The organism is Saccharopolyspora sp. NPDC000359 (assembly GCF_040300525.1).
Lineage (GTDB): Bacteria > Actinomycetota > Actinomycetes > Mycobacteriales > Pseudonocardiaceae > Saccharopolyspora.
In genome coordinates, this window is sequence record NZ_JBEPDU010000063.1 from 13538 (window position 1) to 39469 (window position 25932).

Sequence of the window (25932 nt, forward strand, 5' to 3'; positions counted from 1 at the left end):
GATCCACTCGGCCTAGACTCCCGCGCTGTTTGGCCCAGCCGAAACCATCCCGGGTAAGGAGAAGTGCCGATGCGCAATCGCCCACATCGGACCGCGAGCGCCAGCCAGGTCCAGTCCGGCGCGGGGGCCCAGCGCTGGTGGCCGCTGCCGAGCGCCGCCATGCTCGCGGTCACGTTCAGCATCGCCGCGGTCCCGGCCGCGCAAGCCGCACCGCCGTCCTGCACGCGGACCCCGAACGGGTCCGGGGTCGACGTCGTCTGCGACCGCGGCGTCCCGGAGGGGACCACGCTCGAGGGCACCGACGGCAACGACCGCTTCTACCTCGGCGGTGCCGTGGCGGGCACCGTGGACGCGGGCGCCGGGGACGACCTGATCATCGTCACCGGCCGCGCGGGCGGTGACGGCGGCAAGGGCGGCAACGGTTTCCTCGGCGGCGAAGCCCGCGACGGCAGGAACGGCGCCAACGGGGGCGCGGACGGCGGCAGCACCGGGGGGACGGCCGGGACCAACGGCGTCGCGGGCCCCACCGCGCGGGCCGGGGGCAGCGCGGGAACCGGCGGCCACGGCGGCGCCGGCGGCGTGGGGGTGACCGAGACCGGCGTGATCAACGGCGGCGCCGGGAACGACACGATCACCGTCACCGGCGGTAAGGGCGGCAACGGTGGTGTCGGCGGTGACGGCGGCACGGGCAGCACCAACCCCGCGGACTCGCGCGGTGGCCGGGGCGGCAACGCCGGGGACGGCGGCACCGCGAACCTCGGCCGCATCAACCCCGGCGAGGGCGAGAACACCGTGGAGGTCATCGGCGGCGACAGCGGCACCGGCGGCACCGGAGGTGTCGGCGGCAACGCGACCGCCGAGACCCGCAGCGGCAACGGTGGTGACGGCGGCAACGGCGGCGGTGGCACCAGGCAGGCCAACGGCCGCGGCGGCACGGCCAACGGGCGGACCGGCACCATCCTCAGCACCGGCCTCGACGACATCACCGTCCAGGGCGGCAAGGGGGGTCGCGGTGGGCGCGGCGGCGACGGCGGCACCGGCCACCTGACGAGCGCGCGCGACGCCGCGACCCAGGACAACGAGGTCGAGGGTGCTGGTGGCACGGGCGGCACCGGCGGCGCGGGCGGCCTGCCCAACATCGGCAACATCATGTCCCAGGACGACGGGCGGGCCACCGTGCACACCATCCCCGGCGAGGGCGGTGACGGTGGCGACGGCGGCACCGGTGGCGACGGCATCACGCCCGGCATCCCCGGTCTGCGCGGCCTCAACGCCGTCGCCGACACCGGTGGCGTGGGCGGTGCTGGCGGTCCCGGTGGCCGCCTCGCGACCCCCGTCGCCGAACCAGGTCGGCGCAACCCCTGACGCTGGCGGGGTGCTCGACCACCCCGCCGCGAAACGGCCGCCCGGCGCGGGTTCCGGGCACCGGCGGTCGGCACCACCCCGGGACCGAAGCCATCACCACGCGCACGGCCAACCCACGAAAGGTGCGCGAACAGCCCACCTAGCGGGTGATTCGAGGTGCACCGCCAGCGCAGTGCTCCTACGTTCTGCCCCGTGCGCCGGGACCGTGCCACTGGAGCGCGATCCTCGAGGGGGTGGCCTCGTTTCCGGTTCTTCCGGTGAATTTGCTGAATTTGCGAAGGAGCACCTGATGCCACGAACCTCTGGACCGCTCAACCACGCCGAACTCGAGGTCCAGCGCGTGGAGTTCCTGCCGGCGCGCACGGTCATGTCGACCTTCTGGCTCCCGTGGAACGGCGAGGACGTCGTCGTCCTCGACTTCACCCCGCACGAGCACGTCGTGGCCTACGGGGACAACGACATCACGACCACCGGTGACATCACCGGCGGCGACGGCGGCACCGGCGGCGGCACCGGCGGCGGCCAGGGTGGCGGCAACGGCGGCAACGGCGGCGACGGCGGTAGCGGCGGCGACGGTGGCGACGGTGGTGACGGCGGCGACGGCATCGGCGGCGATGGCATCGGCGGCGACGGCATCGGCGGCAACGGCGGCGGCAACCCGAGCTGACGTCCCCGGTCCTGGTGGTGCGCCGACCGCTCGGCGCACCACCAGCCGTCCGCACCACCGCGACATCTCAGCGCCCGCCGCGCGGCGGGCGCTGAGTTGTCGTTCAGCAGCAGTTGGTTCCGAGGGCGAGGAGTCGTGATGGTCGCAGAGGGGCACTGCACCGGGGAGCCCGCGGCCGGAGCGGACCTCGCGCAGCTCGTGGTGCCCAGCTTGGTCGAGGGCACCGAGCTGATCGGCCAGTACCAGGGTTCCGGCCACCGCGAACCGCCCTACCTGGTCCGCCGCGTCGACGGCCAGGTCCTGCAACTGACCCACCTGCTCTACCTGGTGGCGGCCGGGCTCGACGGCCGCCGCAGCTACGCGCGCCTCGCCGCCGACCTGAGCGCCGAGTGGGGCCGGGAGATCACCGCCGAGCAGGTCTCCTTCCTCGTCGAGAACCGGTTGCGCCCCGCCGGGGTCGTGGCCGCCGAGTCCGCGTCCGATCCGCCCGCACCGCTGCCGAAGGGGCGGGACCGGTTGCTGGCGCTGAAGTTCCGGGTCGCGCTGGTGCCCGAGCACGTCGTCGCGGTGCTCGCCCGGGTCTTCCAGCCCCTGTTCTGGCCGCCGGTCGTGGTCCTCGCGCTGGTCGCCTTCGTCGCCGCCGAGGTCTGGCTCGCCCTGCGCGGCGGGGTCGCCCAACTGCTGGTGGGCGCCCGGGAGCTGGTCGACCGGCCGGAGCAGATCCTGCTGGTGCTGGGCGTGCTGGTGCTCGCCGGGATCTTCCACGAGTGCGGGCACGTCGCGGCCTGCCGCTACGGCGGCGCGCGGCCGGGCGCGATGGGCGTGGGGATCTACCTGGTGTGGCCTGCCATGTACAGCACCGTCACCGACTCCTACCGGCTGAGCCGGGCGGGACGCCTGCGCACCGACCTGGGCGGGGTCTACTTCAACGCGATCGCCATGCTGGCGGTGATCGCCGCCTTCGCTGCGACCGGCCTGCCCTGGCTGCTCGTCGCACTGGTGGCCTGGCAGGTCTCGACGGTCTGGCAGTTCGTGCCGTCGATCCGGTTGGACGGCTACTACATCCTCAGCGACCTGGTCGGCGTTCCCGACCTGTTCGACCGGATGGGGCCGGTGCTGCGCAGCATGCTGCCGGGGCGCCCGCCGCACCCCCGTGTGCGGGAGCTCAAGCCCTGGGTCCGGTGGGTGATCACGGTCTGGGTGGTGCTGGTGATCCCGTGCCTGGCGTACTGGATCATCGGGTTCCTGGTGCTCGCGCCCTACGTGCTGCCGGTGGTGTGGCAGGCGCTCGGCACGCACTGGGACGCGGTGGGCGGCGCGGTCCGGGACGGTGACGCGGCGACGGCCGTGGTCGGTGTCCTGCGGATGTTCCTGCTGGTGCTGCCGTGGGCGGGCATGGCGCTGGTCCTGTACAACCTCGGCCGCAGCCTCACCCGCCGCATCCGCCGCTGGCGCACCGCCTGATCCCGGACGACACCGCGGGATCAGGGCGGAGTGGCGCCGTCGTCCTCGGCGGAGGCCACGAACATCGCGAAAGCGATGGCGCGCCCGGCCCACATCCGTCGCGACGCGCGAACCGCAGTCGCACGCGCACCTAGGGGGTGCGGCTCGGATTCTCAGCCCTCCCCAAACGGGCCGTGCCTCAAGCGTGGGCGGAGGCGGTGCGCAGCAGGCGGAGTTGGCCGATCTCGGCGACGTTCTTCATCAGCTCGCCGTTCAGCCACGCCGCCATGTGCGCCACGGTCTTGTCCGGGTCGTCCTGCCACGGGAACGGCGCGGGCGCGTCCAGCTCCGCGTCGGTGAGCCGATCCAGCACCGCCAACCACTCGTCGCGCAGCCCGCGCAACCAGTCGACGGCCGCGTCGGGGCCGGGCCACCGGACCTCGGTGCGATCGCGCGGCGGCCGACCCCGCGCGTGGTCGAGGGCCACCGTCCACCACCAACCGATGTGCCAGGTGGTCCAGGCGATGGTGGGGACCGGGATCGGATCGGGCTCCACCTCGGCGAAATCCGGTTCCCAGCCGCCATCGGCTCCGCGCCGCACCGTCCAGCAGTGCGCGGTGGGCTCCCAGCGGATGTCCTCGGGCACCAGCTCGGCGAGGTGGAACTCGAACAACGACCAGGTCATCTCGAACTGCCAGCGCAACAGTTCAACACGCGGTGTGGGCACCCGCGAGATCCTGCCACGCCCACCGCGGGTACCGCCCGCGGTTTTCCCACCGAACCCGCGCCCCTCCTGGTGGAAACCGGCGCTCGGCGGGGGCCCGTTGATGCAGTTCCAGTTGAAACTGCAAGTGCAGGTGACTCGCTTGAGTGGGTTCAGTGCGCCGCAACGGGAATCGCGCATCCGATCCCCATTGAACTCGCGTGCGCCGGGTCGCCCGGACCGCGCCGAGTCACCCCCGAGGGGCGTTGAGGGGCGCCGTCCACAGCACCCGGGTGCCGCCGGTCGGCAACCGCTCCACAGTGCACCGACCGCTCATCTGGACCGCCCGCTCGGCCAGGTTGTGCAGGCCGCTGTGCGCCACCGCGTGCTCGATGCCGATGCCGTTGTCGGTGACGTCGATGGTGAGGTCGTCGTCCAGCGAGATCGTCACCGACAGCTCCGAGGCGTGCGCGTGCCGGACGGTGTTGCTCACCGCCTCCAGCACCACCGCTTCGGCGTGCTCGGCCAGCCGCGGTGGCAGCACGTCCAGCGGCCCGGCCATCCGCATGGTGATCCGCAGCGGGCTGTCGCCCACCACGTCGGTGACCACCCGCTGCACCCGGTTGCGGAACCCGCTCGGGTGCTCGGCGGCCACCTGCAGGTCGAAGATGCTGGCGCGGAGGTCCTGGATCACCTCGTGCAGCTGGTCGATGTGCTCGGTCAACCGGCTCGCCACGTCGGGCGCCTTCGCCCGCCGCTGGGTGCCCTGCATGGCCATGCCGACGGCGAACAGCCGCTGGATGACGTGGTCGTGCAGTTCGCGGGCGATTCGCTCGCGGTCTGCCATCACGTCCAGCTCGCGCCGCGCGGCCTGCGCCTCCGCCCACTGCAGCGCCAGCGCGGCCTGGTCGGCGAACGACGACACCACCAGCAGCTGCTCCTCGTCGAAGCCCTTGGCCCCGGCCCGCCGCACGGCCAGCAGCACCCCGGCGATGGTGCCTTCGGCCCGCATCGGCACCGCGAGGGTCGGGCCGAGCTCCACCGCGGCACCCTCGACCGTCGACAGGTGCGGGATGTTGCGCGGCACCCGCTCCCGGAACACCTGCCCGGTCATCGAGCCGCCGACCGGGATCGTCCGCCCCACCAGGTCCTCGACCCCGGCCCCGGCCGAGACCGTCACCGTCAGCTCCTCGACGTCGACGTCGTCGCTGCGCGCGGGCACCGCCAGCAGCGCGTAGTCGGCCTGCGTGAGCTCGGCCGCGCGCTCGGCGATCACCTGGAGCGCGTCGATGGGGTCGGTCCCGGCCAGCAGTTCCGCGGTGATCTCGCCGGTGGCGTCCAACCAGCGCTCGCGGCGACGCACCTCCTCGAACAGGCGGGCGTTGTCGACGGCGATCCCGGCCGCCCCGGCCAGCGCCTGCAGCACGACCTCGTCGTCGGCGGTGAACGGGCCACCGTCGAGCTTCTCGCTCAGGTAAAGCCTGCCGAAGGTCTCCTGCCGGGCCCGGAGCGGCACCCCGAGGAAGCTGCGCATCGGCGGGTGGTGCGCCGGGAACCCCACCGACGCCGGGTGCTCGGAGATGTCGTCCAGCCGCAGCGGCTTGTCCGCTTCGATGACCACGCCCAGCACCCCGCGCCCAGTGGGCAGGTGGCCGATGCGCCGGGTGGTCTCCTCGTCGACGCCGTCGTGGATGAACCGGCTGAGCGAGCCGTCCGGTGCCAGGACGCCGATCGCGCCGTAGCGCGCGTCGACGAGGTCGATGGCGGTGCGCACGATGCGCCGCAGGACCGAGTCCAGCTCCAGCTCCGAGGAGATGGCCAGCACAGCCTCCAGCAGGACGTCCATCTGGTCCCGCAGGCCGATGATCTCCTCGATGCGGGCTTGGACCTGGGTCAGCAGCTCCTTGAGGCGCAACCGGGAGAGGGTGCCGACCAGCGCCGGAGCGGCCCCTTCCCGCAGCTCCCCCGGTCCTGCCGAGTCCGCCCTGCTCACGTCTCCACTCTGACATTCCGGACGTGGCCCGGCGAGCGCTCACACCTCGCGGCGGTGGCGCAACCGGGTGGCCAGCACGGCCGCCTGCGTGCGGCTCTGCAGGCCGAGCTTGCTCAGCAGCCGGGACACGTAGTTCTTCACGGTCTTCTCGGCCAGGAACATCCGGTCGGCGATCTGCCGGTTGGTCATGCCCTGGCGGATGCAGTCCAGCAGGACCCGTTCCTGCCCGGTGAGGTCGGGCAGCTTCGAGGTGCCGTCGAGCTCGGCGCGCAACCTGCTCACCAGCGTGGCGGTCTCCTGCTCGCCCAGCAGCGACTGCCCGGAGCCGACCCGGCGCACGGCCGAGGCCAGCTCCATGCCCTTGATGTTCTTCACGACGTAGCCGGCGGCCCCGGCCAGCATGGCGTCGAGGGTGGCCTGCTTGTCGGTGAAGGAGGTCAGCATCAGCACTTGCAGCGAGGGCTGCCGGGACCGCAGCTCGCGGCACAGCTCGACCCCGTTGCCGTCCGGCAGCCGCACGTCCAGCACGGCCACGTCCGGCCGGATGGCGGGGATGCGGGCCAGCGCCTCGCCCGCGGAGGCGGCCTGCCCGACCACCACCAGGTCCTGCTCGGCTTCGAGCAGGTCGACCAGTCCCAGTCGCACGACCTCGTGGTCGTCGACCAGGAAAACGGTGGTCACGCCAGCACCGCCCACATCCCCACCATAGGAGCGGTTGGCCTCAGCCGCCGCTGTGGAAGGTGAACCGGACCCGGCCGATCCACAGCTCGTCGCCGTCGTCGAGCTCGGCGACGTCCACCGGCTGCCGGTTCAGGTAGGTGCCGTTGAGCGACCCGCCGTCCACCACGACGTACCGGCCGTCCCGCAGGCGCAGCTCGGCGTGCACGCGCGACACCGTCATGTCGTCGACCACGATGTCGCAGTCCCGGTCTCGCCCGATCGTGATGCGGGCACCCCCGATCGCGAAACCGGTGCCGGTGCCCGGGCCCCGGTTGATGACCAGCCGGGGCCCGGTCGACTCCTCGGAGTCCCGCGGCGCCGGCACGGCCTGCGTGGTCGGCGCGGCCTCCAGCAGGGTGCGGCTCGTCTCGCCCGCTGCCGCGACACCAGCCGTTGCGGTCGCCTCGAACCGGGTGTCATCCATGGTCGTACTCCTCGCAGAAAGGCACGGAAGCCGCCCGGACTGCCCCGACCAGGACTGGGCGACTACAGCCAGCATGCCGAACAAGCACGCTCCGTGGCCAGGACCTTCGTCCCAAGTCGCCAAGACACCCACGTGACGGTCACCACTCAGGGCGAGCAGTACCCGGTTTTCCCACCAATTCCGCCGAAATCCGGGGTGGGGGTGGGGCCCGGGTGCCATGATCAGCACTGGTTGGTGCGGTTGCGTTGTGTGAGGGGGCAGTCCTTGCTGGGAGCTCTGCTGCCGGACGATCCGTCCGAGGTGGGGACGTACCGCCTGCTGAACCGGTTGGGTCGCGGCGGGATGGGGCGGGTGTACCTCGGCGTGTCCCGTGGTGGGCGGCTGGTCGCGGTGAAGGTGGTGCGGCCGGAGCTCGGCGACGACCCGGACTTCCGGCGCCGGTTCGCGCGGGAGGTCACCGCCGCGCGCGCCGTGGCGGGCTTCTACACCGCGCCGGTGGTCGACGCCGACCCCGACGCCGAGTCGCCGTGGCTGGTCACCGCCTACATCTCCGGTCCCACGCTGCACGAGGCGGTGAAGGAGCAGGGGCCGCTGCCGCCGTCGGCGATCAGCTCGCTCGGGGCGGGCCTGGCCGAGGGGCTCGGCGCCATCCACGCCTGCGAGGTGGTGCACCGCGACCTCAAGCCCAGCAACGTGATCCTGGCCGAGGACGGGCCGCGGGTGATCGACTTCGGCATCGCGCGGGCGATGGACGAGGCGCACACCGCGGAGGTCCTCGGCACGCCCGCGTTCATGTCACCCGAGCAGGTGACGGGTGCGCCGGTGGGCGCACCGTCCGACGTGTTCGCGCTGGGTTCCTTGCTGGTGTTCGCCGCGACCGGGCGCGGCCCGTTCGGCGCCGGGCAGTCCCAGGCGATCCTGTACCGCGTCGTGCACGAGGAGCCCGACCTGTCCGGGCTCGACCAGCTGCCCGGCCAGCTCGCCCGCGTCATCAGCACCTGCCTCGCCAAGGACCCGGCCGACCGGCCCTCGGCGCAGCAGCTGCTCGACTCCCTCGCCGACCTGACCGGCGACCGGACCCGCTGGCTGCCCGCGGAAGTCATCAGCATGATCGACGAGCGCCGGACGGCCACCACCGCCGCGACCCGGGTCGACCCGCTGGCCGGGCAGGACCTCTCGTCCCGCCCCGCCACGCTGGTGGGACCGCCAACACCGTCCGGACCCATGCCCTCGGGACCGGCCGCGCCGTCCACCCCTCCGGCCACGCTGGTCGGGCCGCCAACACCGGCCGCCCCCGCCACGCTGTCCGGACCCCCAACACCGTCCGCGCCCATCCCACCGGCGACGCTGGCCGGGCACACACCCATACCGCCAGCCACCGCCTCAGCACCTGCCCCGGGCACCACGCACGCCACGCCCCACCTGTTCCCCGGGCAGGCCCCCACTCCACCGACCAAACCCCTGCCGTGGCTCCCCGTCCTCGGCGGAGTCCTCGGCGTGGCTGCGGTGGTCGCCCTGGTCCTGGTCGTCGTGCTCCACGGCGTTCCCACTCCGGACCACCGCATGAGCGCACCGCCGCCGACCGCGGCGACCACCACGTCGGACTCCGCCGAGCCGGAACCGTCCTCCGTCGAGGACTCGACGACCGGGGCGGTGACCAACCCCGATTCCGCCGCGCTCGACGACGTCGCGACCGACAGCACGCCGTTCACCCTGGACGCGTTCATGCCGGACGAGTTCACCGACGACTCCGGCACCCGGCACACCTACGAGGCCGGTTCCACCAACGGGTGCTCCGATTCGGTGTCCGACGAGGTCTGGTCGGTGCTCTCCGAGCACGGCTGCGCGGAGATGCTGGTGGCCAACTACGTCGACGACGACGTGCGGATCATCACCACGGTCTGGGTCTTCCCGTTCCCCGACTCCACCACCGCCTCCACGGTGGAGGACCAGTTCGACGCGATGGGCTACCTGGACCTCGGCTGCTGGGACCCGAACTCCGGCCGCGGCGCGGGGGTGTGCGACGGGGACGTCGACAACGCCGACGAGTGGCAGTACATCGGCCAGGACCACCGGTACGTCGTCGTCGCCCAGTCCAAGCACGTCGACCTGCGCGGGGACGACTCCGGCGACCCGGCGCTGCAGTCGGCGGGCAGCGCGGCCCGCAGCGCCGTCGGCACGCACAACTACTGAACGCGGCGCAGCGCCCGCCCGGATCGTCCACCGGGCGGGCGCTGCTGCTGCCGCTCGCTACTTCACCGCGCCCATGGACAGGCCGCGGACGAGGTGGTTCTGCGCCGCCCAGCCGATGATCATCACCGGCAGCGAGGCCAGGAAGGCCGCCGCGCTCAGCTGCGCCCAGTAGAGTCCCTCGCTGGTGATGAAGCCGACCAGGAAGACCGGCACCGTCCCGGCCTGCGCCGCGGTCAGGTTGACCGCGTAGAAGAACTCCGTCCAGGAGAAGATCACGCAGATCAGCGCGGTGGCCGCGATGCCGGGGGCGACCACCGGGAGCACCACGCGGAACAGCAGCGTCGGCAGCTTCGCGCCGTCGATCCGCCCCGCCTCCACCATCTCCTTGGGGACCTCCAGGAAGAACGAGCGCATCATCCAGATCGCCAGCGGGAGGTTCATCGCGGTGTAGAGGACCACCAGCGCCCAGACGTTGTCCAGCAGCTTGAGGTTCTGCGAGATCACGTACAGCGGGATGATCGCCGCGACGATCGGCAGCATCTTCGTGGACAGGAAGAAGCCCAGCGCGTCCCGCGTCCCGGGCACCGCCGAGATGGACAGCACGTACGCCGCGGGCACCGCCAGCAGCAGCACCAGCAGCGTGGACACCACCGTCACGAACGCCGAGTTCGCCAGGTACGGCAGGAAGCCGCGCTCCAGGACACCGGCGAACTGCTCCAGCGTCGGGGTGAACACCAGCTTCGGCGGGTTGGTGTAGGCGTCGCCCTCCTGCTTGAAGGAGGTCAGCACCATCCACAGCACGGGGAACACGAACAGGATCGCGACCAGCCAGGTCAGCGCCGTCAGCGCCCAGCGGCCGAGGGGGTTGCCCGCACGCATCATCGCACCTCGCTCACGCCGAAGGTCCGGAACATCAAGCGCAGCGCGAAAGTCGCCACGACCAGGGTCAGCACCACCACGATCACGCCCATCGCCGAGGACTGCCCGACGTCGAAACCCTCGAAGGCCCGCTGGTAGATGTAGAACGGCAGGTTGGTGCTCGCGGTGCCCGGGCCACCCTGGGTCATCAGGTAGATCGCGTCGAAGCTGTTGACGATGTAGATCGCGCCGAGCAGCACGGCCAGCTGCAGGTAGCGGCCCAGCTGCGGCAGGGTGATCGAGGCGAAGGTCCGCCACCGGCCCGCGCCGTCGACCGCCGCCGCCTCCAGCACCTCCTTGGACTGGGCCTGCAGGCCCGCCAGGATCAGCAGCATCATGAACGGCGTCCACTGCCAGATGACCTGCGCCATCACCGAGGCCAGCGGGAACTGCGAGAGCCAGTCGATCCGGGTGCCGAACGCGAAGTTCAGCAGGCCGTAGGTCGGGTCGAACATCGTGGTCTTCCACAGCAGCGCACCGGCCGCGGGCAGGATGAGGAACGGGGTGATCAGCAGCGTGCGCACCACGCTGCGGCCCAGGAACTGGCGGTCCAGCAGCAGGGCCAGGCCGAGGCCCAGCAGCATCGCCACCAGCACGCACACCACCGTCAGCAGCACCGTGTTGAGCATCGCGCCGCGGAACTGGCTGTCGGCGAACACGTCGATGTAGTTGCGCAGGCCGACGAAGTGCCGCGACCCCGGGCGCACCAGGTTCCAGGACTGGAACGAGTAGAACACCGTCAGCAGGAACGGGATCTGCGTGACGAGGATGGTGAACAGCAGCGCGGGCATCAGCGGCGCGCGGCGCAGCCACGCCTCGCGCGACCACTTCCTTGCTGGCTTCCGGGCCGCCACCGGGGCGACCGCGGTGGGCGGGGTGGCCGTCTGCGTCATCTGGTCTCCCGGTAGGCCGCACCGACGGATTCGGCGTATTCCTGGGACTGCTGCAGCGCCTCGTCCACCGAGATCTGCCCGGCGATGGCCGCCGACAGCTGCTGGCTCACCCGGGTCCCGAGGTCCTGGAACTCGGGGATGCCGACGAACTGGATGCCCGGGTAGGGCACCGGGTGCAGCATCGTGTTGCGCTGGTTCGCGCTGTCGATCCCGGCCAGCGTCGCCGGGGCGTAGGCGCGCGCGGCCTCCTGGTACTCCGGGATCTCGTAGGTCGACAGGCGGCACCCCGGCGGCACCCGGTTCCAGCCGAAGGTGGTGCCCACCGTGCGCACGAAGTCCTTGTCGGTCATCCAGCGCATGAACCGCCACGCGGCGTCCTTGTCCTTGGCGACCTTGGGCATGGCCAGCGACCAGGTGTAGAGCCAGCCGCTGGTCTCGGTGCGCATGACCGGGGCGGCCACGTAGCCGGACTTGCCGACGACCTCGCTGCTGGCCGGGTCCTCGTTGGTGCCCGCCATGACGGTGGCGTCGTACCACATGGCCGCCTCGCCCTGGCCGTAGCGCGTGCCGCACTCGGTGAAGCCCGCACTGGACGCGCCGACCTCGCCGTGCTGGCGCACCAGGTCGACGTAGAACTGGGCGGCGGCGCGGAACTCCGGCGAGGTCAGCTGGGCGTTCCAGTCCTCGTCGAACCAGCGGGCGCCGAAGGTGTTGGCCACCGTGCTGAACGGCGCCAGGCTCTCACCCCAGCCGGGCTTGCCGCGCAGGCAGATCCCGGACACGCCGGCCTCCTTGTCGTCCAGCCGGGCGGCGAAGTCGGCGATCTGCTGCCAGGTGGGCTGTTCGGGCATGGTCAGGCCCGCCTTGGCGAACAGGTCCTTGCGGTAGGCCAGGAACGAGGACTCGCCGTAGAACGGCACCGCGTACATCGAACCCTCGTGGGACAGCGACTCGCGGATGCTGGGGATGAAGTCGTCGGGGTCGTAGCCCTCGCTGGCGTCGATGTAGGGCTGCAGGTTCTCCAGCCACCCGTTGGCCGCCCACTGCGGGGTCTCGTAGTTGCTGATCATCACCACGTCGAACTCGCCACCCCCGGTGGCGGTCGAGGCGGTGATCTTCGCGCGCGCCTGGTTCTCCGGCAGCTGCACGAACTTCAACCTGATGCCCGGGTTGTCCCGCTCGAACTGGTCGGACAGCGCGATGGCGTCCTCCATCTGCGGGTTGGACACGATGGCCACGACCAGCGTCCGGCCACCCGAGCCCAGCGCGCCCGCTCCCGCGCACCCGCTGAGGAGCAGTGCGACGACCGCGAGCACGGCCAGCTTGGCTCTACTTCGCATCAACGCCTCCTGGCAGGACCTGCACCTTCAGCCCGGCACCGCTGCGCATCAGGTCCAGCGCGGCGGGGAACTCCTCCAGCGGCAGGGTGTCGGTGAGCAGCGAGTCGGTGTCCACGGCGCCGGAGGCGACCAGGTCCAGTGCCGCCCCGTAGCTGTGCAGCACCGCCATCGAGCCCACGATCTTGATCTCGTCGTTGTAGATGCGGAACGGGGACAGGGAGATCCGCGCCTCGGCCGGTGCGACGCCGAACACCAGCAGCCGACCGCCCCGGCGCAGCGCGTCGAAGGCCGCCTCGATCGCGGGCGCGGCCCCGGTGCAGTCCACCGCGGCGTCGAAGCGCTGGTCGAGTTCGGCGACGTCGGTGCTCACCGCGACCGCGCCGAGCTTCGTGGCGCGCTCCAGGCGGGCGGCGTTGCGGTCGACCACGGAGACGTGGGCGCCGCCGCGCTGCAGCAGCTGCTGCATCAGCAGCCCCATCGTGCCCGCGCCGACCACGAGGAACCGCTCCCCCGCCTCGACGCCGATCTGCCGCACGCCGTGCACCGCGCACGACACCGGCTCGACCAGCGCGCCCTGCTGCCAGGTCATGGAGTCGGGCATCCGGTAGGCGGTGCTGGCGGGGATCGCCACGTACTCGGCGAAGGCCCCGTCGACGGTGTCGCCGGTGGCGTTCCAGTTCGCGCACAGGTTCCCGTGCCCGGAGCGGCAGGGCGTGCAGTAGCCGCAGAACAGCGAGGGGTCGACCGCGACCCGGTCGCCGACCTTCCAGCCACCGGGCACGTCGGCACCGAGTTCGACGACCTCACCGGCGAACTCGTGCCCCGGCACGATCGGGTAGGGCGTGGGCGGGAAGTGCCCGTCGGCGATGTGCAGGTCGGTGCCGCAGATGCCGCACGCCCCGACCGCGATCACCAGCTGCCCGTCGCCGGGTTTCGGGTCCGGCACCTCACCCACCCTGATCGAACCGGGTTGGTCGATGATCGCGGCGCGCATGACACCCCTTCCGCAGACCTGCTCATATGAGCACAGCAGGCCGTTAGTTCTGGCAACTCGCGGAGCATTGAAGGATGATCCTGCGCGTTACGTCAACATTTCACCTCTAGGATGCTCATATGAGCGCAGGACAGACCCGATCGAAGCTGACCGACCCGGTCACGGCGGCTTCCATCGCGCACCGGTTCTTCGTCCAGGGCCGGGCCAAGCTGGAGATCGCCCAGGAGTTCGGGATCAGCCGCTTCAAGGTGGCGCGAATCCTCGCCGCAGCACAGGAATCGGGCCTGGTTCGGGTCGAGTTCGACTTGCCGGTGCCGATCGACCTGGACCTGTCCGAGGCGGTGCGGACCAGCTACCGGCTGCGCCGGGTCCTGGTGCTCAATCGAGCGCAGTCGAAGGCCGAGCGCCCGGAACTGCGCCGCCGGATCGGCTCCCTGGCAGCCGAGCTGCTGGGCGAGACGGCCACCGCGGACGACGTGATCGGCCTGTCCTGGGCGCGCTCGGTCAACGCTATGGCAGATGCGGTCAGCACACTGCCGAAGTGCCCGATCGTGCAGCTCTGCGGGGTGCAGGCGGGCATGGACATGCGCGACCGCTCGGTGGAGACGGTGGGCCGCCTGGCCGACATCTCGGGCGGTCCCGCCTACCCGATCTACGGCCCGCTGGTGCTGCCGGACCGCCGCACCACGGAGATCCTGCGCAACCAGCCGGGCATCGCCGAGACCTTCGACCAGTTCCGCCACCTGACCAAGGCGGTGGTCAGCATCGGCGCGTGGCGCCCGGACGAGTCGACCGTCTACGACGCCCTCGGCCAACCGGAGCGCGACGCCATCCAGGCGCGCGGCGCGACGGCGGAGATCGCGGCCCGCCTGTTCGACGCGGAGGGCCGCGCGCTGTCGACGGGCCTGGCCCACCACGTGCTGGCGATCCAGCACGACCAGCTCCGCCAGATCCCGGAGGTGATCGCCCTGGGCTACACGGTCCCGAAGGCGCGGGCGATCGACGCGGTCCTGCGCTCCGGCGTGGTGACCACGCTGATCACCGACGCCCAGGTGGCCGACGTCCTGCTGGAGCTGGTCGCCGACCGGCCGCTGCCCTGAGGCCTCAGTCGAGCACGAACGAGCTGGGCCGCACCTCGGGCAGGCAGACCACCGCGTCGAACGCCGCGGCCACGTCCAGCGGCAGCGTGGTGGTCACGTGCCGGATGGAGGTGGGCCCGGTGGTGGCCGACCGCAGGTCGAGCAGCACGGGCTCCGCCCCGCCGACAGCCTGCTCCACGCTGCCCTCGGCGACCGGCTCCAACGGCCGAGCGCGCACCCCGATCCCCAACCGCGCCTGGTCGTCCAGGTGCATGTCCGCGGTGGTCCCGGCGTGCGCGGTGACCCCGATGGCGCGGTAGTCGGCCCCGAACTCCGCCGCCAGGTAGCTGCCCAGCGACCAGGCCTGGACGCCGGGTACCAGCTGCATCGGAACGCGCTGGACGTGCAGGTTGTGCGCCAGCACGACGATCCGCTGGTCCCTCCCGTGCAGCTCGCGCAGCAGGCGCGTGGTCTCGGCCGCGTAGACGTCGCGGGAGGACGAGGTGACCGGGGGCGGCTCCGGCTGGCCGAGCTCGACGAGCTCGCGCAGGTGCTCGTCCAGCCGGAGCGCCCCCAGCGCGTGGTGCCGAGCGACGAGGTGCTCCGGCCCGCGACGCGGCAGCGAGTCCATCCGGAGCAGCAAGCGGGTCAGAGCGGCGGTGGCCGCGTCCCGCTCCGCAGCGCTGAGCTCGGCGTACTTGGCGGGAGCGACGCCATTGTTGGCCGAGGCGTACGGCTGCGCGGCCGACATGGCCGCGTCGACGAGGTGCACGTGCTCGGGCGCGTGCTCGCCCAGGTACGCGCGCACCGGCCGCAGCGCGGGCAGCACGGACCCACCCGACCCAGGCACGTCCACCCCGGCGAACCGAACCCGCCCACCGGCCGAGTTGTGCTCGCGCAACCAGCGAACCAGCTCCTGGACCTCGACGGCATCCCCGTGCCGGAAGGTGAACCCGTCCCGAGCGACCGACTCCAGCTCCCCGGCCCCGCCGTTGATCCAAGCATCGACCAGCAACCCCTCGGCGAACCCCGACTCGAGCGCAACGACCCCGAAACCGAGCTCCCCAACGAGGAACCGAACGACCTCCGAACGCAACAGGCCGAACTCACGGATGTAGTGGTTGTTCTCCCCAACAGCAACAACCCGAGCATCCCCCACCACATCCCCGAACGCCGAAAGCCCGAAAGCCCGACGGTCACAACCGGACAACTCCACCACAGCTCCAAGGTCCACAGCAGCCCAGAACCTGAACACTCCCCCAACCAACCCCACCCCCGCAACACATTTCGCCACCCCCGCAACACCTGGAAGCCGAACCCGCACCTCGGAACCCCACCCAGCTCATCGCTACGAGGTGCACCGCGACCACAGGACCACCGCGCACAGGAGTCGCGCGCCCAACCAGATAACCCACCGAAAACCTCAGACACCGGCACCACGGCCATGCGATGGGCGCCGAACCTCACGTGATTTCGAGTGAGGTTGCCTCACCTCGCCACCGCATGATCCGCCGAGAACGACGGCGATTTCGATTGCAATCGCTGCACACCACAACGCAACCACCCACAGCTTCGAATTTCACCAGCCCCGCACGCAACGGGACCTCCTTCCCAACCCCCCAGTACCACCACCCCCAAGGCCCACACCCCCTGCCAACACCCCCCACCTGAGCGACGATGAACCCTGATGCCGAACGGGTCAGGACCACACGCCGGGGTGGACGTCGGGGGCACGTTCACCGACGTCGTCGTGCACGCCCCCGACCGGCGCCCGAAGGCCGTGAAAGTCCCCTCCACCCCCACCAACCCCGCCCAAGGCGTCGAACGAGGCGTGGCGGAAGGCCTCCCCCACGGCAGCCCGAGGCTGCTCCCGCACGGCAGCACCACCGCCACCAACGCCGTCCTGGAACGCAAGATCGCCCGCACGGTCCTCGTCACCACCGCGGGCTTCACGGACGTGCTGCACATCGCCCGCCAGAACCGCCCCGCGCTCTACGACCTCTCGGCCACCAAGCCTGATCCGCTCATCCCGCGTGAGCTGGTGGTCACCGTCGAGGAGCGGATGGGCCCGGATGGCGAGCCGGTCACCGCGCTCACCGACACCGAGGTCGAACGTGTGGTTGCCGCCGTGCGCGCGCTCGAACCCGAGTCGATCGCGGTGAGCCTGCTGTTCGCCTACGCGTGTGACGACCACGAGCGGCGGTTGTGCTCAGCGCTGGCCGAGCTGGGAGTTCCGATCACCCGCTCCAGCGCGCTGCTGCCGGAATTCCGCGAGTTCGAGCGGGCGTCGACCTGCGTGCTCAACGCGGCGATCGAACCGGTCATGCACCGCTACCTGTCCGACCTGACCGCCCGGCTGCCGGAGCCGACCATCACCGTGATGACCTCCGGCGGCGGCACCGCGAGCGTGGACTTCGCCGCCACCTCCCCCGTGCACACCCTGCTGTCCGGTCCGGCCGCAGGCGTGGTGGCGGCTGGGGCGGTGGCCCGCTCGGCCGGGTTCGCCGACGCGATCGCCTTCGACATGGGCGGCACCTCCACCGACGTCTGCCTGATCCGCGACGGGCACCCCGAGGTCGCCACCGCTTCGGAGATCGCCGGGTTGCCGTTCCGCACCCCTGCGGTCGGGATCCACACGGTGGGTGCTGGGGGTGGTTCGATCGCGTGGGTCGACGCTGGTGGTGCGCTGCGGGTCGGCCCGCAGTCCGCCGGGGCCGATCCCGGGCCCGCTTGCTACGGGGCTGGTGGTCGGGAGCCGACCGTGACCGATGCGCACTGCGCGCTGGGGCACCTGGATCCGGCCCGGGAGCTCGGTGGCGGGCTGCGCCTGGACGTCGACGCGGCGCGGCGCGCGCTGGACGGGTTGCCGGAGTCGGCGGCGGGCGTGCTGGCGGTGGTCCGGGCGACCATGGCGCGGGCGCTGCGCAAGGTCAGCACCGAGCGCGGTGTCGACCCGGCCGGGCTGGCGCTGGTCGCCTACGGCGGGGCGGGGCCGCTGCACGCGACCGCGCTGGCGCGCGAGCTCGGTTGCCCTGCCGTCGTGGTCCCCCCGGCCCCGGGGGTGCTCAGCGCGCTCGGGCTGCTGCTGGCGCCACCCCGCTACGAAGCCTCGCGAACAGTGCTGGCCGACGCGGGCGACGACCTGTCCCGGACCTGGTCGGAGCTCGCCGCGGAGGCGCACGACGAGCTTGAGAAGCAAGGCGTGGCCACGGGCATCGCACTGTCCAAAGTGGCCGACATGCGCTACGCGGGCCAGTCGCACGAGCTGCGGATCGACGTCGTCGACGAGACCGGGGCCGCCGAGCTGCTGCACGCCGCGCACCGCGCGGCCTACGGCTACGAGATCCGCGACGAGCGGGTCGAGGTGGTGACGCTGCGGGTCGTCGCCCGGGGCGCGCCGGTGCTCACCGACCCTCCCGGGAACTGGGACCAGGGCAGCGCGGAGCCCAAGCCGGATCGCGAGATCGGCATCGGCGACCGGACCGTGCGCGCCCGCGTGCTTCCGCGCGCCGGGCTGCGGCCGGGCGACGAGGTCACCGGCCCGGCGCTGGTCGAGCAACCGGACACCACGACGCTGCTCGGCGACGGCGAGGTGGCGGTCGTGGACGAGACGGAGAACCTGGTGGTGCGGTTGGCATGACCGAACTGTCCGCAGTGGAGCTGGAGGTCTTCCGGCACGCCCTGGCCGGCGTGGCCGACGAGATGGGCGTGGCCCTGCGCCGCGCCGCCTACTCTCCCAACATCAAGGAGCGCGCCGACTGCTCGGCCGCGGTGTTCGACGCCGACGGCGAGATGGTCGCGCAGGCCGAGCACATCCCGGTGCACCTCGGCGCGATGCCCGCCAGCGTCCGCGCGGTGCTGGACACCTGCGGGCAGCTCGAACCGGGCGCGCAGGTGTGCGTCAACGACCCGTACCTGGGTGGCACGCACCTGCCGGACCTGACGATCGTCGCCGCGGTCGGTTATGGCGACCGGCTGCTGGGCTACGTGGCCAACCGCGCCCACCACGCCGACGTCGGCGGCGCGGCGCCGGGTTCCATGCCAGCCTCCGCCACCGAGATCGCGGCGGAGGGGGTGCGGATCCCGCCCGTGCGCATCGCGGACGCCACCGGGGAGCGCGAGGACGTCGTGCGCCTGATCGCGGCCAACTCGCGCACCCCCGGCGAGCGGCGCGGCGACCTGCGCGCCCAGTTCGCGGCCAACCACGTCGGCGCGGTGCGGATGCGCGAACTCGCCCACCGGATGGGCTCGGCGCGGCTGCGCGCGGCGATGTCGGCGGTGTGCGACTACTCCGACCGCCGGGTGCGCGCGGCGATCCGCGAGATCCCCGACGGCTGCTACCGGTGCGAGGACGTGCTGGAGATCGGCGACGGGGTGCCGATCCGGGCGGCGGTGACCGTCGACGGCGACGAGGTGTCGATCGACTTCACCGGCAGCGCCCGGCAGATCCCGGTGAACTGCAACGCGGTGCTCGCGGTGACGCTGTCGGCGTCGATGTTCGTGCTGCGGATGCTCACCGACCCCGACGCGCCGCCCAACGCGGGCTGCTACCGGGCGCTGCACGTGACCGCACCCGAGGGCACCGTGGTCAACCCGACGTTCCCGGCCCCGACGGCGGCGGGCAACGTCGAGACCAGCCAGCGCATCGTCGACGTCCTGCTCGGCGCGTTCGCCCAGGCCATCCCGGACCGCGTGCCCGCGGCCAGCCAGGGGACCATGAACAACCTGCTCATCGGCGGCAGCGACCCGGCGTTCAGCTACTACGAGACGCTCGGCGGCGGTGAAGGCGGAACCCCCGACCGGCCAGGCATGTCCGGCGTGCACACGGGCATGACGAACACCTGGAACACCCCGGCCGAAGCGGTCGAACTCGGCTACCCGCTGCGGGTTCGGCGCTACGAGCTGCGCCCGTCCTCCGGCGGCGCGGGCCGCCACCCCGGCGGCGAGGGCCTGGTGCGCGAGCTCGAAGCCCTGGCCGACTGCACCCTGACCATCCAGTCCGAGCGCCGGAGCCAAGCCCCCTGGGGTGCCCGTGGCGGCCAGCCCGGCGAGGTGGGTCGCAACGTCCTGGTCCGGGCCGACGGCACCGAGGAGGTGCTCCCCGCGAAGGGCACCTGGCCGTTGCGCCGCGGGGACCGGATCCGCATCGAAACCCCAGGTGGAGGCGGCTGGGGAAGTCCCGAGCAGGGGTTACCCTGAGGGTGCGGACCGGGCGCTCCGCGCTGGCACGTGGAGCATTCGCACCCCCGGCCCAGCGGAGCCTCCGACCCCAGCGGCCGGAGGCTTCCCGCCGCCGGTTCCCGGGCCGAATTCGATGGAGGTCCGGCGTCTGTCCCCATTGGGATCGCGGTTACCGGGTCGCCTCGGAACCCCCCGCGCCAGCAATATCAACCCCAGGTTGGTATCGCCGGGAACCCGTTCGCCCATAGCTTCGGGTCATGGTCTCCGATCCGCGCACTCCGCCCCTGTCGTCCGTCTCCCTCGACGTGGCTCGACCGCGGTTGTCGGCCCGTGGGCTGCGGGTCAGGTACGGCAGGACGATCGCCCTGGACGGTGTCGACCTGGACATCCGCGACGGTGAGTCGGTGGCGGTCATGGGCTCGTCCGGTTCCGGCAAGAGCACGCTGCTGCACGCCGTGGCGGGCATCATCGGCCCCGACGAGGGCGAGGTGTTCCTGCGGGCGGACAACGGCACCACCGAGGTTTCCGGGCTCTCGGAGCGGGAACGCTCCGAACTGCGCCTGCGCCAGTTCGGCTTCGTGTTCCAGCAGGCATGCTGATCCCTGAGCTGACGGCGGCCGAGAACGTGATGACGCCGCTGCTGCTGGCGGGAACACCGGGGCCCGCGGCTCGGCGGACGGCGGTCGAGCTGCTCGGCGAACTGGGACTAGCGGGGCTCGGCGACCGCAGGATCGGCCAGCTCTCGGGCGGGCAGGCGCAGCGCGTGGCGATCGCGCGCGCCCGCGCGACCAGCGCCCGGGTGGTCTTCGCGGACGAGCCGACGGGGGCGCTGGACTCCCGGACCGCATCCGAAGTGCTGGGCGTGCTGCTGCAGGCGACCTCCGAGCAGGGCAAGGCGCTGGTCATCGTCACGCACGACGAGGACGTCGCGAGGCGGTGCTCGCGCGTGCTGCGCCTGCGCGACGGGCGAATTGTCGAGTCGCGCGCAGGCCGGAGCCGGGGGGGTGGCGCGATGAGCAGCTCACGCCGCACCGGCAAGGGCAGGGCGCTGTGGATGCTCGTGCGGCCCGCCCGCACCGACCTTTCGGGCACGGGCCTGCCCATCGTGGCCTTCGCCGCGGTCACCGCCATCGTGATCGGCGCGATGACCGTGGCCAGGGCTTTCTGGGCCGCCCCTGACCCCGGTGGCTTCGGCCAGTACCGGATCCTGGCCGTGGCGATGCTCGCGGTCCTGGTGGTGCCCGCCAGCACCCTCGGCGGTGCCGCAGCACGTCTTTCGGCTCGACGCCGGGAGGACCGCCTGGCGACGCTGCGCCTGGTGGGCGCCTCTCCCGCGTGGGTGCGCGGGGTCGCGCTCGTCGAGGCCGGGGGGCTCGCCGCCGCAGGCGCCGTGTTGGGAACGCTCCTCGCAGCCCCCATCGCCCCGGCGCTGGCCCTGGTTCCCGTGGCAGGGCAGCCACTCGGGCCCGCCCGAGCCTGGCTCCCCCCGGCCCTCGTCGTCGTCTTGGTGCTCGGAGTGGTCGTGGTCGCCATGCTCAGCGCCGCGGCGAGCCTCCGCCAGGTCTCCGCGTCATCGTGCTGACGACCTTCGACATCGACGAGTACGCCTTCGGCGGGCTCGAGGCCGGGGCCAGCGCCTTCCTGCTCAAGAGCACCACCCCCCGACCAGCTGCGCGAGGCCGTGCGCACGGTCCACGCCGGGGAGGCCGTGGTCGAGCCCCGCATCACCAAGCAGCTCGTCGACCACTACACGACGCACACCTCACCGCCAGCGGCACCCGTGCTGAGCGCGGAGTCCCGCGTGCTCGACCAGCTCAGCCCGCGGGAGCGCGAGGTGTTCCTCTCCATCGCCGCCGGGCTGTCGAACACCGAGATCTGCGAAGCCCTCCACCTCTCCCCGGCGACGGTGAAGACCCACGTGAACCGGATCTTCGCCAAGCTGCGGCTCCGCGACCGGGTCCACGCGGTGATCCTCGCATACGAGCTCCGGCACCAGCGGTGACCACGAACTCCGGGAAACAGTGCGATTCCGGGAAAGCGCGTCAGGGGTGGAGGTCCAGCTCCGGGGGCGGGGCTTCGGCGAGGAGGGCGTGGACCGCTTCCCCAGCTCGGGTGGTGGTTCGGTCGGTTCGCCACCACAGCGCGACTTCTCGGCCCCGGGTGGCGTCGGCGATCGGGACGACGTGCACCCCTCCGGTGTTCGCCAGGGTCGTGGCCAGGGCGTTGGTCACGCCGACCGCGATCCCGCCGCGCACCATGGCGATCAGGGTCTGCGGTTGGTTGGTGCGGAAGACGACGTCCGGTGCCAGACCGGCCTGCTCGAAGACCAGCGCGGGTTCGAGGTGGTCGTTGCCGCGGGCGCCGTTCTCCCCCACCGTGACCAGCGGGCGGGTGGCGAGGTCGGCCAGGCGCAACGGCCCGTCCGGGGCCTCCCCGCCGGGCAGGACCGCGACCAGGGGTTCCTGCCACAACCGCTGGTGGGTCAGCGCGTCGCTGGCCGGGACGGGCAGGACCGGGCGGACGGCCAGGTCGATGTCCCCGGAGAGCAGCGCCGCTTCCAGCTCCAGCGTCGCACCTTCCCGCAGCACGAGGTCCACGCCCGGGTACCGCTGCGCGCTCTGCTCGAACAGGTACGGGAACAGGTGCGCCGCAGCGCTGGGGTAGGCGCCGATGCGCACCTTGCCGCGCACGCGCTGCACAGCGCGCACCGCGTTGTCGCTGGCCGCCTGGAGGTGCTGGAGCATTCCTCGGGCGTGCGGCAGCAGTTCACGGCCTTCGGCGGTGAGCTCCACCGGCGTGCGGGACCGGTCGAACAGCCGCACGCCCAGCGCCCGCTCCAGCTCGGCGACGTGCGTGCTGATCCTCGACTGCGACCGGTACAGGGCCTGCGCCGCAGCGGAGAAGCCACCGTGCTCCACCACGGACACGAAGCTGACGAACCAGTCGAGGCGGAAGCGGTACGCCTCCGCGGCCTTCACCACGACCACCCGGTGCTCACCGGACCGATGATCGCGGTCAGCCGAACACCTTGTCCAGCTGCTGGTGGACCGTCAGCACCGCGAGCACGCCGAACAGCAGGATCGACCAGACCAGCGCCGCCAGCCGGTAACCGCGGACGCGGATCGGGGCGGGCAGCATCGTGCGGTTGATGGCGATCAGCAACCCGGAGTAGACGAACATCATCACCCCGCCGGTGCAGGCCGCGATCGTGGCCAGCAGCAGCGGCTGGCCGAGACCGGCGAGGACGACGACGATGCCGATCAGCACCAGGCCCCACACCAGCACCGCGTAGATCGCGCTCTCCGAGGCGTTCGGGAAGTAGGTGGTCTTCAGCACGTCGGCGGCCAGCCTGCTGGTGTAGTCGACGATGCCCAGCGCCGCGGCGAACAGCGAGAACGCACCGACGATCCAGAAGAAGTAGCCGAACCAACTCCCGGCAGCCGCCATCATCGCCTCGCCCTCGACCCGCAGGAACGACACGTCGTTGGACGCCTCGCTGGAGCCGGAGGTGGTCGCGTGCGCCAGCAGCGACATGAACACGATGGACAGGAACGTGATGGCCACGAAGGTCAGCGCCTGCTCCTTGTTGGCGAAGCGCCACCACACCCGCCAGCGGGCCAGGTTCTCCTCGGTGGCCGGGAAGATGAACCCGGCCTGGCCGCGCGCCTCGGTCTCCCCGGTCAACGGCGAGACGATCTTCGGCACGTAACGGCCCATGCCGAAGCCCTTGTCCCGGATCCAGTTGCTCTGCACCAGGTTCTGCCCACCACCGGCACCGGCGAAGGCCAGCGCGCCCATCAGCACGGCGAACCCCAGCTCGGCCGCCGGGAAGCGCGGTTCGGTGACGATCGTGGGCAGCGCGCTCCAGGTGCGGCTGCCGAGGACGAACAGCGAGCCGATCACGATGAGCACCAGGATGGCGGCGACCTTGAGCATCTGCGCCCGCTCCAGCGCGGTGTAGACGGCGGGTGCCAGGGTGAGGACCAGCGCCACCACGACGAGGATCACCACCGACACCACCGCGACGTCGCCGCCGAAGGCGTAGGTGAACAGGGTGGCCGAGCTGGTCGCCCACGCGGGCCACAGGTTCGCGAAGTAGGCCAGCACCGCGAAGACCAGCCCCCAGTGCTTCCACAACCGGCTGAACCCGGTGACCGCGGTCTCCCCGGTGGCCAGCGTGTACCGCTCGATCTCCATGTTCAGGAAGTACTGGGTGAGCAGCCCCAGTAGCGCGGCCCACACGAAGGTCAGGCCGACCTGCGAGGTGATGTGGGGGAACAGGATGAACTCGCCGCTGGCCAGTCCGACCCCGGCGGCGACGATGCCGGGGCCGATCAGCCGCCACTGCCGGGCCGGTGGATCGGGCAGGTCGCGCACCTGCGGTCGCGGGATGTGCTTGTCCGGGAAGGCTCTCGCCGGGTCGGTCGGGTTCGCTTCGGTCATCGGGCCCTCCCCGTCTTCGGTCTGCTGTGGACAGTGCTGGGTCACCGCACCGGCGCGGGCTCCTCGGCCAGGCCGACCGGCCTGCCGACCAGGAACGCGTAGCTCAGCGCGGCGGCGATGGCGATCCCGCTGGCCGCCAGCAGCGCGAGCACGAACGATCCCGTCCGATCCACGATGATCCCGGTGATCAGCGGCGCGAACGCACCACCGAAGTAGCCGCCGAAGTTCTGCAGGCTGCCCAACGATGCGGTGATGCGCTCGGCACCGACGGTGGTGGCCAGCGACCAGGCTCCGGCGCTGGCGTTGTTCATGAAGAACTGCGCGGCGGAGATGCACACCAGCGCGAGCGCGGTGCTCGGGGTGAGCGCGACCGGGATCGTGCACAGCCCGCCGAGCAGCAGTCCCGCGCAGATCGGCACCTTCCGCGCGACCATGGTCGGCACCCCGCGCCGCACCAGCAGGTCGCCGACGCCGCCACCGGAGAGCATGCCCAGGGTTCCGGCCAGGTAGGGCACGACGAGCGCCAGGCCGGTGTCGGCCACGCTCAAACCGCGCTCACCCTCCAGGTAGGCGGGCAGCCAGGTCAGGTAGAGGTAGATGGAGTAGATGACCCCGGAGAAGCCGATCATCATGCCCCAGGTGCTGCGGTGCCGCAGCAGGCCCAGCCACTCGCGCAGCGACACCGGTTCCGGGGCCAGCTCGGTTTCGGCGGACAGCTGGCCGCGGTCCCGGTACACGGCGAACCACACCAGTGCCAGCACGATCCCGGCGACCCCGGCCACCACGAACATGGCCCGCCACCCGTAGCTGAGCATCAGCCAGGTCAGCAGCGGCGGCGCGATCGCCGGGGCCAGCGTCGACGCGGTGTTGAACAGCCCGATCGGCAGCCCACGGGATTCGCGCGGGAACCAGTCGGCGACGACCTTGGCCCCGCCGGGGAAGGCAGGGGCCTCACCGACCCCGAGGACCAGCCGCCCGACCAGCATCTGCTTGAAGTTCGCGGCGATCCCGCTGAACGCCTGCGCGACCGACCACAGCAGCAGCCCGCCACCGAGCACCCTGCGCGGCCCGAACCGGTCGAGCAGCCCACCGGCGGGCAGCTGCGCGAAGGCGTAGGCCCAGGAGAACACCGACAGCAGCAACCCCATCTCGGTCGGGCCGATGCCGAACTCGTCCTGCACGCTGTGGTTGGCGATGGCCAACGTGCTGCGGTCGACGTAGTTGATGACGCCGATGAGCAGCAGCAGGACGAGCAGCAGCACGCGCATCCGGCGGACGCTCCGCGGTGGCCTCATGCGATCTCCCCCGGACGGCGGTGTCCTGAGCAGGCCTGACGTGCCGGTTCCGACCGCGGTCCGAGATCACCCGCCGGAATCCGGCGCTTGACCATAAGCAGCCGTCACACCCCGGTGAAGCGCGCTTTGCGCATACCCGCCATCCGCTCCGCGGATGGCTCAGCGCGCCTCCGCGCTCCGCAGCCGCTCCGCTACCGCGTCGCGGTCGCGCTGCGCGCGCTCCCGGCGCTGCCGGGCGGCTTTCGCGCCGCGTCGGAGCTCGCGCTGCTCGCCCTCCGCGC

At 72.0% G+C, this 25932-nt stretch carries 20 protein-coding genes and 2 pseudogenes; 10 read left to right on the top strand and 12 right to left on the bottom strand.

Features of this window, described 5'->3' with window-relative positions; all coding sequences use genetic code 11:
* The first annotated feature begins 69 nt into the window (after positions 1–69).
* The 3 genes from ABT324_RS29550 (at position 70) to ABT324_RS29560 (ending at position 3496) form a co-directional block, all read left to right on the top strand.
* On the top strand, positions 70–1365 hold the full coding sequence (locus tag ABT324_RS29550) for a hypothetical protein (RefSeq protein ID WP_351184121.1): 1296 nt from the start codon (positions 70–72) through the stop codon (positions 1363–1365).
* Between the two features lie 289 nt (positions 1366–1654).
* Positions 1655–2032 (top strand): hypothetical protein, encoded by a 378-nt coding sequence (locus ABT324_RS29555; RefSeq protein WP_351184122.1) that lies wholly within the window; start codon positions 1655–1657, stop codon positions 2030–2032.
* Between the two features lie 138 nt (positions 2033–2170).
* Entirely contained in the window at positions 2171–3496 is a 1326-nt protein-coding gene (locus tag ABT324_RS29560) for a hypothetical protein (RefSeq protein WP_351184124.1), read from the top strand.
* A gap of 178 nt (positions 3497–3674) precedes the next feature.
* Here ABT324_RS29560 and ABT324_RS29565 read toward each other — a convergent pair whose 3' ends face one another.
* The 4 genes from ABT324_RS29565 to ABT324_RS29580 all read right to left on the bottom strand — a co-directional run bounded on the left by ABT324_RS29565 (position 3675) and on the right by ABT324_RS29580 (position 7315).
* Complete coding sequence (locus ABT324_RS29565; protein WP_351184126.1) at positions 3675–4202, bottom strand: DinB family protein; 528 nt, start codon at positions 4200–4202, stop codon at positions 3675–3677.
* 226 nt (positions 4203–4428) lie between these two features.
* Entirely contained in the window at positions 4429–6171 is a 1743-nt protein-coding gene (locus ABT324_RS29570; RefSeq protein WP_351184128.1) for a GAF domain-containing sensor histidine kinase, read from the bottom strand.
* Between the two features lie 39 nt (positions 6172–6210).
* Positions 6211–6852 (bottom strand): response regulator, encoded by a 642-nt coding sequence (locus tag ABT324_RS29575; RefSeq protein WP_351184130.1) that lies wholly within the window; start codon positions 6850–6852, stop codon positions 6211–6213.
* 40 nt (positions 6853–6892) lie between these two features.
* Positions 6893–7315 carry an FHA domain-containing protein gene (locus tag ABT324_RS29580; RefSeq protein WP_351184132.1) on the bottom strand — a complete coding sequence of 141 codons (423 nt, stop codon included), beginning with the start codon at positions 7313–7315 and terminating at the stop codon, positions 6893–6895.
* A 264-nt stretch (positions 7316–7579) separates the two neighbouring features.
* On the opposite strand from ABT324_RS29580, the gene ABT324_RS29585 reads away from it, so the two are divergent.
* Complete coding sequence (locus tag ABT324_RS29585; protein ID WP_351184134.1) at positions 7580–9508, top strand: serine/threonine-protein kinase; 1929 nt, start codon at positions 7580–7582, stop codon at positions 9506–9508.
* A gap of 57 nt (positions 9509–9565) precedes the next feature.
* Here ABT324_RS29585 and ABT324_RS29590 read toward each other — a convergent pair whose 3' ends face one another.
* The 4 genes from ABT324_RS29590 to ABT324_RS29605 are packed head-to-tail and all read right to left on the bottom strand — an operon-like array spanning position 9566 to position 13653.
* Positions 9566–10390 carry a carbohydrate ABC transporter permease gene (locus ABT324_RS29590; RefSeq protein WP_351184136.1) on the bottom strand — a complete coding sequence of 275 codons (825 nt, stop codon included), beginning with the start codon at positions 10388–10390 and terminating at the stop codon, positions 9566–9568.
* Positions 10387–11319 (bottom strand): carbohydrate ABC transporter permease, encoded by a 933-nt coding sequence (locus tag ABT324_RS29595; RefSeq protein WP_502949818.1) that lies wholly within the window; start codon positions 11317–11319, stop codon positions 10387–10389. The genes ABT324_RS29590 and ABT324_RS29595 overlap by 4 nt, the downstream gene beginning before the upstream one ends.
* Complete coding sequence (locus tag ABT324_RS29600; protein WP_351184138.1) at positions 11316–12659, bottom strand: ABC transporter substrate-binding protein; 1344 nt, start codon at positions 12657–12659, stop codon at positions 11316–11318. The genes ABT324_RS29595 and ABT324_RS29600 overlap by 4 nt, the downstream gene beginning before the upstream one ends.
* Positions 12649–13653 carry a zinc-dependent alcohol dehydrogenase family protein gene (locus tag ABT324_RS29605; RefSeq protein WP_351184140.1) on the bottom strand — a complete coding sequence of 335 codons (1005 nt, stop codon included), beginning with the start codon at positions 13651–13653 and terminating at the stop codon, positions 12649–12651. The genes ABT324_RS29600 and ABT324_RS29605 overlap by 11 nt, the downstream gene beginning before the upstream one ends.
* Positions 13654–13772: 119 nt before the next feature.
* On the opposite strand from ABT324_RS29605, the gene ABT324_RS29610 reads away from it, so the two are divergent.
* On the top strand, positions 13773–14753 hold the full coding sequence (locus tag ABT324_RS29610) for a sugar-binding transcriptional regulator (RefSeq protein ID WP_351184142.1): 981 nt from the start codon (positions 13773–13775) through the stop codon (positions 14751–14753).
* Positions 14754–14757: 4 nt separating this feature from the next.
* Here the strand turns inward: ABT324_RS29610 and ABT324_RS29615 are convergent, their stop codons facing one another.
* Positions 14758–15966, bottom strand: coding sequence for an erythromycin esterase family protein (locus ABT324_RS29615; protein ID WP_502949819.1), 1209 nt, complete (start codon positions 15964–15966; stop codon positions 14758–14760).
* Positions 15967–16419: 453 nt separating this feature from the next.
* Between ABT324_RS29615 and ABT324_RS29620 the strand changes: the two genes are divergently transcribed.
* The 5 genes and pseudogenes from ABT324_RS29620 to ABT324_RS29640 all read left to right on the top strand — a co-directional run bounded on the left by ABT324_RS29620 (position 16420) and on the right by ABT324_RS29640 (position 21915).
* On the top strand, positions 16420–18372 hold the full coding sequence (locus ABT324_RS29620; RefSeq protein WP_351184144.1) for a hydantoinase/oxoprolinase family protein: 1953 nt from the start codon (positions 16420–16422) through the stop codon (positions 18370–18372).
* A complete protein-coding gene (locus tag ABT324_RS29625; RefSeq protein WP_351184146.1) occupies positions 18369–19931 on the top strand; it encodes a hydantoinase B/oxoprolinase family protein in 1563 nt (520 codons plus the stop codon). The genes ABT324_RS29620 and ABT324_RS29625 overlap by 4 nt, the downstream gene beginning before the upstream one ends.
* Positions 19932–20170: 239 nt before the next feature.
* Positions 20171–20886: pseudogene (locus ABT324_RS33450) on the top strand (ABC transporter ATP-binding protein); the annotation flags it as partial.
* 348 nt (positions 20887–21234) lie between these two features.
* A pseudogene (locus tag ABT324_RS33455) lies at positions 21235–21495 on the top strand (hypothetical protein); the annotation flags it as partial.
* Positions 21496–21594: 99 nt separating this feature from the next.
* Positions 21595–21915, top strand: coding sequence for a response regulator transcription factor (locus ABT324_RS29640; RefSeq protein WP_351184152.1), 321 nt, complete (start codon positions 21595–21597; stop codon positions 21913–21915).
* A gap of 40 nt (positions 21916–21955) precedes the next feature.
* Here the strand turns inward: ABT324_RS29640 and ABT324_RS29645 are convergent, their stop codons facing one another.
* From ABT324_RS29645 to ABT324_RS29655, 3 genes are read right to left on the bottom strand one after another with little or no spacing between them, the layout of a single operon-like run.
* Entirely contained in the window at positions 21956–22900 is a 945-nt protein-coding gene (locus tag ABT324_RS29645; protein WP_351184154.1) for a LysR family transcriptional regulator, read from the bottom strand.
* Positions 22901–22928: 28 nt separating this feature from the next.
* The gene (locus ABT324_RS29650; protein ID WP_351184156.1) at positions 22929–24356 is read right to left on the bottom strand and encodes an Nramp family divalent metal transporter; all 1428 of its coding nucleotides are present in this window, start codon (positions 24354–24356) and stop codon (positions 22929–22931) included.
* A gap of 41 nt (positions 24357–24397) precedes the next feature.
* Positions 24398–25651: an MFS transporter gene (locus tag ABT324_RS29655; protein ID WP_351184158.1), complete on the bottom strand. Its 1254-nt coding sequence runs from the start codon at positions 25649–25651 to the stop codon at positions 24398–24400.
* Between the last annotated feature and the right edge of the window lie 281 nt (positions 25652–25932).

Excerpts from the sequence above, each read along its gene's own strand:
- ABT324_RS29550 (WP_351184121.1), top strand. The coding sequence starts at position 70 with ATGCGCAATCGCCCACATCGGACCGCGAGCGCCAGCCAGGTCCAGTCC.
- ABT324_RS29555 (WP_351184122.1), top strand. The coding sequence starts at position 1,655 with ATGCCACGAACCTCTGGACCGCTCAACCACGCCGAACTCGAGGTCCAG.
- ABT324_RS29560 (WP_351184124.1), top strand. The coding sequence starts at position 2,171 with ATGGTCGCAGAGGGGCACTGCACCGGGGAGCCCGCGGCCGGAGCGGAC.
- ABT324_RS29580 (WP_351184132.1), bottom strand. The coding sequence starts at position 7,315 with ATGGATGACACCCGGTTCGAGGCGACCGCAACGGCTGGTGTCGCGGCA.
- ABT324_RS29590 (WP_351184136.1), bottom strand. The coding sequence starts at position 10,390 with ATGATGCGTGCGGGCAACCCCCTCGGCCGCTGGGCGCTGACGGCGCTG.
- ABT324_RS29595 (WP_502949818.1), bottom strand. The coding sequence starts at position 11,319 with ATGACGCAGACGGCCACCCCGCCCACCGCGGTCGCCCCGGTGGCGGCC.
- ABT324_RS29600 (WP_351184138.1), bottom strand. The coding sequence starts at position 12,659 with ATGCGAAGTAGAGCCAAGCTGGCCGTGCTCGCGGTCGTCGCACTGCTC.
- ABT324_RS29605 (WP_351184140.1), bottom strand. The coding sequence starts at position 13,653 with ATGCGCGCCGCGATCATCGACCAACCCGGTTCGATCAGGGTGGGTGAG.
- ABT324_RS29610 (WP_351184142.1), top strand. The coding sequence starts at position 13,773 with ATGAGCGCAGGACAGACCCGATCGAAGCTGACCGACCCGGTCACGGCG.
- ABT324_RS29620 (WP_351184144.1), top strand. The coding sequence starts at position 16,420 with ATGCCGAACGGGTCAGGACCACACGCCGGGGTGGACGTCGGGGGCACG.
- ABT324_RS29625 (WP_351184146.1), top strand. The coding sequence starts at position 18,369 with ATGACCGAACTGTCCGCAGTGGAGCTGGAGGTCTTCCGGCACGCCCTG.
- ABT324_RS29650 (WP_351184156.1), bottom strand. The coding sequence starts at position 24,356 with ATGACCGAAGCGAACCCGACCGACCCGGCGAGAGCCTTCCCGGACAAG.
- ABT324_RS29655 (WP_351184158.1), bottom strand. The coding sequence starts at position 25,651 with ATGAGGCCACCGCGGAGCGTCCGCCGGATGCGCGTGCTGCTGCTCGTC.